Origin of the sequence: Treponema sp. UBA7567, assembly GCF_002476655.1 — a bacterium.
Lineage (GTDB): Bacteria > Spirochaetota > Spirochaetia > Treponematales > Treponemataceae > Treponema_D.
The window spans coordinates 25,217-35,261 of the sequence record NZ_DLLH01000037.1; the positions used below are offsets into that span (position 1 = coordinate 25,217).

The window sequence follows — 10,045 nt, forward strand, 5'->3', positions numbered from 1 at the left end:
ATAGTCGCTTATCTGCTTAAAGTTTGCTGCTTATCTGTGCTGCGAGTTTCCTGAATGTCTTTCAGAGTCTAAAGTCTAACATTCACCGCACGCCAAAATAGAAAAAAACGCGAATCTATGCTAAAATAATTTCTATTAAATAGAAGAAAGCGGAAAATTATATGTCGGATAAATTTGGCTGTGAGAATTCTCGTGTTCAGCTGCCTGCGGTTTTGCATTTAGTAAGGCTTGGCTACACATATATTCCTAGAATTACATTAAAGCAGGCAGGTACTTTTTTTAATCCTAAAACAAATATTTTAACAGAGATTTTCAAAAGCCAGTTTTTAAAGCTTAATCCTCAGTCTGATGAAAGAAAGGCTGAGCAGATTCTTCATGATATTTCCAATGAGCTTGACAGCGATGATTTGGGCGAAAAATTCTATCATCGTCTTATTTCTGCCGGCTCTGAGAAACTCATTGATTTTGATAATCCTGAAAACAATACTTTTCATGTTACTGCGGAATTCTCGTGCTACGATGTAAAAGATGATTCAGCGGAAAACAAATACACGGAACTGTTCCGCCCTGACATTACTTTGTTTATAAACGGTCTTCCATTGACTTACATTGAGGTGAAAATTCCGAACAACAAAGAAGGCATTTCCGCGGAACGAAAGCGTGAGTATAATCTTCGGCTTCCGAATAAAAAGGCAAGAAGATTCAATAACATTACGCAGCTGATGATTTTTTCCAACAATATGGAATACGACAACATGGGCGGAATTACTCCCGTTCAAGGCGCGTTTTATTGCACTGGCGGATATAAAGCTCCTCCTTTCAACTGTTTCCGCGAGGAAAATCCGCAGCATCTTGAAGTTGAGCCGTATATTCAAAATTATCCTTACAAAGAAGTTTCAGCAGAAGTCGAAAAATCACTGCTGGAAGAATTCAATGTTCAGGTTTACAAAAGTTCCGATGAATATAAAAAGAACAAAAACGTTACCACGCCGACAAACAAGATTCTCACTTCAATGTGCGCGCCTAGCCGGCTTCTTTATATTCTGAAATACGGAATCGCATATGTTCATGCCCAAAAGAAACTTGATGACGGCTCTGTTACAGTTGAGCTTCAAAAACACATTATGCGCTACCAGCAGCTTTTCGCAGCTCTGGCGGTTACAAGGACTTTGGACAGGGGAATTAAAAAAGGCGTAATCTGGCACACTCAAGGCTCCGGAAAAACAGCCCTCAGTTATTACCTTGTGAACATTCTTACTGATTATTATGCAAAGCAAAATATTGTTCCAAAATTTTATTTTGTCGTGGACCGCATAGACTTGAAAAAACAGGCCGCAAAAGAATTTGAAATACGCGGATTGTCAGTTCAAAGCGCGGAAACACGTGAAGAGCTTATGAAGCAGTTTGACGAGCAGAATTCTCTTTCTGGAAACAGCGGCAAAAAAGAAATTACTGTCATAAACATTCAGAGGTTTGATGAGCGGAAAAAAGAAAAAATAGACCTGCCTGATTACAACACAAATCTGCAGCGCATTTTTATTATTGACGAGGCGCACAGAAGCTATGACCCTAAAGGCTCGTTCCTTGCGAATCTTCTTGATGCCGACAGAAACGCTGTCCGCATTGCCCTTACAGGAACGCCGCTGATTGGAGACGAACTGAAAACAACAGATATTTTTGGAAACTACATTCACACATATTATTACGATAAGTCCATTCTTGACGGATACACGCTGAAAATTCTTCGGGAAGAAATTGAAACTTCTTATAAGAACAGGCTTAAAGAAATCTACGAAGACCTTGAAAAAATCGAGCTTCCAAAAAATCAGAAAACCCGCGAGATAATCGACATAAAAAGCCATCCAAGATATGTGAAGGAGCTTTTGCGCTATATTATTTCTGACCTAAAAAAATTCAGGAATCTTTATCATGAGGATGACGGCGAGCAGGTTGGCGGAATGATTATCTGCGATTCTTCCGAGCAGGCAAGGGCGCTTTACGAGCATTTCATGGAAATTCAGATGGAACTGAATGAAAAGGATAAAGAAAAGTCCTCAATGAAGCCTGCCTTGATTCTTTATGACAGCGACGACAAGGATGTGCAGCAAGACTACATAGACACTTTTAAAAGCGGAACTGATATTGATGTTCTTATTGTTTTCAATATGCTTCTTACAGGCTTTGACGCTCCACGCCTTAAGCGTTTGTATCTTGGACGAAAGCTCAAAGACCATGGACTCTTGCAGGCGATTACCCGCGTAAACAGAACCTACAGAAAGCACACTTACGGCTATATTGTTGATTTTGCGGACATAAAAGAAAACTTTGAGCAGACAAATGAAAATTATCTAAGGGAACTGAATAAATTCAACAACCCAAAAAACGCACCTGACAAGCAGATTCCAGAAACATTCTCCGCAATTTTTGAAGAGCCTCAGAAAATCGTGGAGCAGATTGATAACGCTTATGAAAAAATGTTCAGCTATAATACTGAAAACGTAGAAAGCTTTGTTGAGCAGATAAACAGAATTGAAGAAAAGCAGCCTTTGCTTGAGCTTAGAAATTCTTTGACTACAATCAGAAACCTTGCAAACGTTGTGCGCTCTTTTGGCTCTGAAAAAATAACGGATGAGAAAGTTCTAAAATATGTAAGCAGTCTTGACCTTTCACGAATCCCTCAGCTTTTGACAGAAGTAAACCGCAGAATTGATTTAATCAACTTCAAGGCAATTCAAAATCCTTCCGCCGAAACTCTGGATATGATTGCGGATATTTTGGACGGAATTGAATTCCATTTTTCAAAAGTCGGAACAGAAGAGCTTGTGATTAAAGCCAACTGCGAGACTATAAAAGACAAAATCAGAAGAACAGCAAGCAGCCTGAGCAGCTACTTTGACCAGGAAGACCCCGAGTATATAACGCTTAAAGATTTGTTTATGCATGCTTTGGCAAAAACAGATTTTGTTGAGTACGATTACGCAAAGTTCACGCAGCAGAACAAAGATTTTGACGAAATTCTTGAACGGCTTAGCCGGCTTAAAAAGAAAACAGAAAATCTTTTTGAGAAATATAAAGGAGACGCAAAATTTGTCCGTGTCCACAAGCGGATTCACGAAGAAAACAGAAGAAGAACATCTGCCTCTCCAAATGCAAGCGCGCAAAACTGGATTTTGGACGACAAGGATTTGACGATTTACCGCACGCTTATGTCTCTTAAAAATACAATCGATATGCAGGTTTACAACCAGGAGGCGATTCTAAAAAGCGACCCTTATTTTGAAAAAACTGTAATGAGCCTTGTTGGAAACGGAATGGCAGAGCTGAATATCCAAAGTCCGCGCGCAGACCGCGAATTTATAAAAGACAAAATCGTTGCGCAGTATCTTAATCAGTACCATGCAACCTATGGGAGAAATTGATGACAGTAGAACAGATAAAAAACGAGACGTTCAAGCTTATAGATGCCTTAAAAGCAACATGCCAGCAGTACGGCATGGGAAACGACGGCAACGAGTACAAAATCATTACTCAGGTTTTTCTTTATAAATTCCTGAACGACAAATTCTGCTTTGAAGTAAAGAAGCTGAATTCTCCGATTGTAAAAAAAATTCTTGAAGCGGAAAGTTTTGAAGAAGGCTATGCCTCGCTTTCTGAAGATGAACGCCTTGACTTGCTTGATTTACTGGACGCGAACATTCCGCGCCTAAAGCCGGAACACTTGATTGGCAATTTATGGAGCCAGCAGTCAAAAGGAACCTTCGACACGATTTTTGACGCGACAATGCGAAACATTGCAGACGAGAATATTGAAATTTTCAATACGCACACTTCCGATGAAACAAAGATTCCGATTTTTGAGGACCTTACAATTTTTGTTACAGACACTGCGCAGCGGCCGGCTTTTGCCCGCGCCTTAGTTGACAAGCTAATAAAATTCAGTTTTGAGGAAGTTTTTGCCCAGCGTTACGATTTTTTTGCCGCAATTTTCGAATATCTTATAAAGGACTACAACACAGCAGGCGGCGGAAAATACGCGGAATATTATACGCCTCATTCCATCGCTACAATTATGGCGCGGCTTTTAGTAGGAGATTCAAAAGACCTTCATAATATTGAATGTTACGACCCGAGCGCAGGAACTGGCACTTTGCTTATGGCTTTGGCGCATCAGGTTGGCGAGGACAAGTGCACGATTTATTCTCAGGACATCAGCCAGCGCTCAAACAAAATGCTAAAGCTCAATCTCCTTTTGAACAACCTCGTGCTTTCTTTGGACAAGGCGATTCAGGGCGACACGTTGGTAAATCCATACCATAAGAGCGATGACGGAAACAGCCTGCGCAAATTTGACTATGTTGTTTCAAATCCGCCGTTCAAGATGGACTTCAGCGACACAAGAGAAAAAATCGCCTCGCAGACGCAAAGATTCTGGGCAGGAGTTCCGAATGTGCCTGCAAAGAAAAAAGAAAGCATGGCGATTTACACCTGCTTTATTCAGCATGTCATAAATTCCCTGAAAGATTCCGGAAAAGGCGCGATTGTTGTTCCAACAGGATTTATAACTGCAAAAAGCGGAATTGAAAACAAGATTCTTAAAAAAGTCGTGGATGAAAAAATCGTAAGCGGCGTTGTGAGCATGCCGAGCAATGTTTTTGCCACCACAGGAACAAATGTCTCCGTTGTTTTCTTTGACAAGTCCAAAAAAGATGAAGACGCGAAAGTGATTTTAATCGACGCTTCAAAACTCGGCGAGGAATACAAGGAAGGCAGCAACCAGAAACGCCGCCTGCGGGACTTTGAAATTGACAAGATTGTTGATACATTCCTTAAAAAAGAAGCCGTGGAAGATTTCAGCGTTGCCGTTACATATAATGAAATCATTGAAAAAGGCTACGTCCTTAGCGCGGGCCAGTATTTTGACATCAAGATTGAATACGTCGATATTACGGCGGAAGAATTCAACGCCCAGATGAAAGCCGACACAGAAGAGCTTTCCGCAATGTTCCAAGAAAGCCGCCGGCTGGAGGAAGAAATTCAGAAGCAGCTGAAAAGATTGCGGTTTAATGATTAAAAGAGGAAAATTGCATATAAACTATGCCTAAATTATTCCAACTTTTCTATGGAAAAAAGCAAAAAGAGCATATATAATTTATACAAATAAGGAGTTGTATTCCGAATTTGTATAAAAGGTGCTTTATGATTTTTCATAGAAATGTGCTGGACCGGCTTTCTTTCATGGCGGAGCATTTTCCGGTTGTAATGGTTTGCGGCGCGCGTCAGGTTGGGAAAACTACGCTTTTAAAAGAATTTGCCCAAAAAAACGGCGAGATAAATTATGTTACGCTTGACTATCCGAATGTGAGGGAACTTGCAAAGTCAGATCCGGAACTTTTTTTGAAGCAGTATAAAAAAGAAAATGCTCCTCTTGTTATTGATGAGATTCAGTATGCCCCTGAAATTCTTCCGTATATAAAAATCTTTGTTGACGAGAATGCTCTTTCTGAAAACTGCAACGGCCAGTTTTTTCTTACAGGCTCGCAGATGTTCTATCTTATGAAAAATGTGAGCGAGTCTCTGGCTGGGCGTGTCGGAATTATTTCGCTTTATTCGTTCAGCCGTAGGGAAATTTTTAGCCTTGATTCCGTTCCCTTTTTGCCGTCTAATGATTTTTCAAAAATCAAAAAGACTGCTGGAAAATCTTCCGTTTTTGATGATATTTACCGCGGTGGAATGCCAAAAATGATTACAGATCCGGAGCTTTCTCCGGAGGATTTTTTTGGCTCTTATATGCAGACTTATTTGGAGCGCGACATCCGCGATTTAATCAACATAAAAAACGAGTCAAAATTCCTGAAATTTATTTCGTGCGTGGCCGCAAGAACTGCTCAGGAGGTGAATCTGTCTGATATTTCAAAAGATGTCGGAATCGACGGAAAGACGACCGAAAGCTATCTGAGCATTCTTGTCTCATCCGGAATCGTCTATCTTCTTTCGCCTTATTCCGCAAACACGATAAAACGGATAGTGAAGCGTCCAAAACTTTATTTTATGGACACGGGGCTTTGCTGCTATCTGAGTCTTTGGAACAATCCGCAGGCTCTGGAAGTTTCCGCGATGGCAGGAAATATGTTTGAGACATACGTTGTCTCGGAAATCATAAAAAGCTATGCGAATGCCGGAATTGATGTCCGCAACAGGCTTTTTTACTATCGGGACAACAACAAAAAAGAAATCGATTTATTGATAGTTCAGAACGGAAAAATCTACCCTGTCGAGATAAAAAAGGGAGCGAACCCGACAAAAGAAGCCCTGAAGAATTTCAGCGTGCTTGAAAGCCTTGGAATGGAAACTGGAAAAGGCGCGGTAATCTGCCAGAGCGGCATGATAGTTCCGCTTGACCAAAAAAACAGCCTGGTTCCGTTTGAATATATTTGAAGCACGAAGCGTCTCAGACGGATTTTCAGAGATTGAAAACAGGAGCAAAGCAATGCAGATGAAGAAATACAAGCCGGGGGAAATCGCGGAGATAAATTCCTCAAATAGTCCGAAAATACAAAGAAAAGGCTATGCGAATTTTAAACGTGCCGAGCTTATTGCAAGCCACCCGGACTTGAAGAATCCTGACGACCCGAACATAATTTCAATAAAACGTTTTGCTTCTGCCGCTGAGCTTTCAAACAGGTCTAAGAGCGAAGTTTTGATTACTGTAAAGGAGAGCATTGCCAACGGACATCATATTTATTCAATCGAGCTATTTAAAATAAATAAAGCCTCCGAAAAATTCAGAGGCTTGAGTGACGCGGCCAAAAACGGCGAACAGGGGAACTAACACACCTCACGTCCATAATTTGAATATAGCACAACAAGGAATGAAAGTCAAACAGGAAACAAAAATGCAGATGAAGAAATACAAGCCGGGGGAAATTATTTGAACATATTAGATATTTCAAGGCAAAAAGCGGATGAGCTTTTCCCGAACGAAAACTGGACGGAAGTTTATCTGAATGTTTTTGTTGCCCAAAGCCGAAAGCCAATAAACTCGGAGCAGGAAAAAGTCTTTCAGAAAGAGCTTTTAATGGCGAAAATCGCCAGCGACAATTCCCATGTAGTTTATCTTTTGCCTGAAAAATGCATTGTCCAGAACAGGAAAAATCCCGACTCGGTTATGGACGGGTTTCTGACAGAATTCAAGAATGTAACAGGCGGAGAGAACGCAATTTCACATAGGTTTCGGGACGCTCTTAATCAGGGAATGAATGTCTATCTGAAAGTTGACACAGAAATTTCAGTCAAACGAATAAAGCAAATTTTGCGAGGAGTGCTTTTGCAAAAAGAAAACAACGGAATTGTTTACTGCTATGTGGCTTGCAGAAAAACGATGTATTGCTGGAATATGGCAGATTTAAAATAAACAAGGCACCGACTAATCAGTGCCCTTTAGTTGCCCCAGGCTGGAATTCCAGAACTCGGACACCTATAATATAGCAGGGAACTAGACGGATGTCAAACAGGAAACAAAAAATGCAGATGAAGAAATACAAGCTGGGAGAATTGATGGAAGTTACTCGCGGAATGTCTTTGGGCGGAGAATTTTATTCTACGAAAGGCGAGCTGATGAGATTGACTTTGGGAAATTTTGACTACAAGAATAATTGCTTCAAAGATGACAAGTCAAAGGATAATCTGTTTTTTACAGGAGCTGTAAAGCCGGAATTTATTTTGAAAAAAGACGATATAATTACGCCGCTTACTGAGCAGGCAATCGGGCTTTTAGGCTCAACCGCGAAAATTCCGTGCGACGGAAAATATATTCAAAGTCAGGATGTCGCTCTGATAAAATGCAAGGAAAAACTGAATCCGAATTTTGCTTTCTATTTGATTCCGTCAAAACTTGTAAGAAATCAGTTAAGTGCAGCTGCCCAGCAGACAAAAATCAGGCACACTTCGCCGGGCAAAATAAAAGACTGCACTGTTTGGATTCCTGAATATTCTTCGCAGGAAAAAATCGGCAATTTTCTTTCTTCCATCGACAAAAAAATTGCCCTGAACAGCCGCATAAACGCAAAGCTTGAGCAGATGGCAAAACGCCTTTACGACTACTGGTTTGTGCAGTTCGATTTTCCGAATGAAAACGGCAAGCCCTACAAGTCCAGTGGCGGAAAAGTGGCCTACAACGCCGAGCTGAAAAGAGAAATCCCGGCTGGGTGGGAAGTGAAAAATTTGGAAGATGTACTTGATAATGCAGGTGTTGCAACGACCTTTGGTGAACATCTGAAAAATCTTGATTATTGTCCGATTGATGAAATTCCTATGCGAACTATGAGTTTTGCCGGTGGAAAATCTTATAAAGAAGCAAATAGCAGTCTTCAACTTTATGAAAAGAAAGATATTCTTATAGGTGCTATGCGTGTTTATTTTCATCGTTGTTGCATTGCATCAAAAAAAGGAATAACAAGAACAACAACAATTGTCTTAAGACCAAGACAAAAAGAACATTTGAATTATCTTTATCAAGTTTGTAATGAAGAAAATACTTTTGATTTTGCGATAAAAGTATCTAGTGGTACACAGCAACCGTATGTAACATGGAATGCACTTAGCAAGTATCAATTTGCTTATCCAAATAATACAATTTTGATAAAAGAATTTTGTGATAAGATAGACAACATTACTGATAGAATCTTGATAAATGTTCGAGAAATAGAAAAACTTATCGCTCTTCGCGACGAACTTCTTCCATTGCTTATGAACGGTCAGGTTACTGTTTCTTAGCGAATACGGCATTTTATTTTCTTGACGTCATAAAATATGTATAGTACCTTTTTATCAGGAGGCAAAAAATGTCTGAGGCACAAATTGTGGAATTGTCGCAAAAAATAGACTTGCTTTCTTATGATGAAACTTTGTCTGCTATCTCAATGCTCTTGGAACGTCTAAAGACTGCATTTCCAAATAAACAGTCTTTTGTGCATTCAAAAAGCGCAAAAGGCATTGCCCATAAATATGCAAATCCAGTTCTGATTCCGCAGGAAGAAAATGTAGCAGCTAAGGCTTTTTCTGGAGAATAGAAATGACTCTTTTAGACACAAATGCGATACTGCGGTATTTGCTCTTTGATTTGCCATTGCAAGCTGAGCAGACTGCTGATGTCATAAGGAACGGTGCTTTTACAATTCCCGAAGTTGTAGCGGAGGTCGTCTATGTCCTCTACAAGCTTTACGGTGTTCCGCGTCAGGAAATCAGCGGTATTGTCTCTCCTGTTTTTGATTAAATTGAAATCGAGCACAAAGATGTAATAAAAAGTGCTTTGGAGCTTTATTCTTCGTCATCGCTTGATTTTGTAGATTGTATTATCTGTTGTCGAAGTAAACTTCTTGGGGAAAAGATTTTCTCTTTTGATAAAAAACTAAACAATAAACTAAAAAGCATATAAGTATCGCTTTTTTACAAAATTTGCAAATAAATTTCAGCTATTAGATGACTCTTCATGAGCAATTCTGCTTTTAGGATTTTCATTTGTCACTTCTTCTAAATTCCTGTTTATTTGCCTATTAAATGAAATTTTCCGTGTTGCGGCTTAAAAAGCATAAATTCCAGGGCATAAAAAAAGTTAATTCAGATGATTTTTGCCTGTCGTCAATGTTGATGGCCACCACTGCATAGCCTACGTTTTGTCTCCTGACAATGTTGATAGTAGCCGTCGCGTAGGTTGTATTACGACACCTGCTAGTATTGTCAGCAGCCATCGCGTAAGCTGTATTGCGGCACCTGCTAGCATTGTCAGTAGCCGTCGCGTAAGCTGTATTGCGACACTTGCTAGCATTGTCAGCAGCCGTCGCGTAGGCTATATTGCGGCACTTGCTAGCATTAGCAGCTGCCACCGTATAGGCTTGATTTTTATGCATAAATAATCTTTGGGCATAAAAAAACGGCGTGTTCTGGCAGAGTAAAATTCTCTGGCAAAAAGCGCCGTTTAAAATTTTCTTTAGTTAGCTTGAATTTCGAGTTTTGATAAGAACAGTACTTTAAGTGTCATTGCCGTGCT

Annotated in this window: 8 protein-coding genes; all 8 read left to right on the forward strand. The window is 40.1% G+C overall.

The window, feature by feature from the left end; all coding sequences use genetic code 11:
- The first annotated feature begins 161 nt into the window (after positions 1 to 161).
- The 8 genes from B3Y13_RS04430 to B3Y13_RS04465 all read left to right on the forward strand — a co-directional run bounded on the left by B3Y13_RS04430 (position 162) and on the right by B3Y13_RS04465 (position 9,271).
- Positions 162 to 3,419, forward strand: coding sequence for a DEAD/DEAH box helicase family protein (locus B3Y13_RS04430; protein WP_296692914.1), 3,258 nt, complete (start codon positions 162 to 164; stop codon positions 3,417 to 3,419).
- Complete coding sequence (locus tag B3Y13_RS04435; RefSeq protein WP_296692918.1) at positions 3,419 to 5,071, forward strand: N-6 DNA methylase; 1,653 nt, start codon at positions 3,419 to 3,421, stop codon at positions 5,069 to 5,071. The genes B3Y13_RS04430 and B3Y13_RS04435 overlap by 1 nt, the downstream gene beginning before the upstream one ends.
- Positions 5,072 to 5,196: 125 nt before the next feature.
- Entirely contained in the window at positions 5,197 to 6,435 is a 1,239-nt protein-coding gene (locus B3Y13_RS04440) for an ATP-binding protein (RefSeq protein ID WP_296667380.1), read from the forward strand.
- A 52-nt stretch (positions 6,436 to 6,487) separates the two neighbouring features.
- On the forward strand, positions 6,488 to 6,829 hold the full coding sequence (locus B3Y13_RS04445; protein WP_296692920.1) for a hypothetical protein: 342 nt from the start codon (positions 6,488 to 6,490) through the stop codon (positions 6,827 to 6,829).
- Between the two features lie 99 nt (positions 6,830 to 6,928).
- Complete coding sequence (locus B3Y13_RS04450) at positions 6,929 to 7,411, forward strand: hypothetical protein (protein ID WP_296692924.1); 483 nt, start codon at positions 6,929 to 6,931, stop codon at positions 7,409 to 7,411.
- 110 nt (positions 7,412 to 7,521) lie between these two features.
- A complete protein-coding gene (locus B3Y13_RS04455; RefSeq protein WP_296692926.1) occupies positions 7,522 to 8,772 on the forward strand; it encodes a restriction endonuclease subunit S in 1,251 nt (416 codons plus the stop codon).
- Between the two features lie 68 nt (positions 8,773 to 8,840).
- Complete coding sequence (locus B3Y13_RS04460; RefSeq protein ID WP_296016041.1) at positions 8,841 to 9,068, forward strand: hypothetical protein; 228 nt, start codon at positions 8,841 to 8,843, stop codon at positions 9,066 to 9,068.
- Between the two features lie 2 nt (positions 9,069 to 9,070).
- On the forward strand, positions 9,071 to 9,271 hold the full coding sequence (locus B3Y13_RS04465; RefSeq protein ID WP_296692929.1) for a hypothetical protein: 201 nt from the start codon (positions 9,071 to 9,073) through the stop codon (positions 9,269 to 9,271).
- Positions 9,272 to 10,045: the final 774 nt, after the last annotated feature.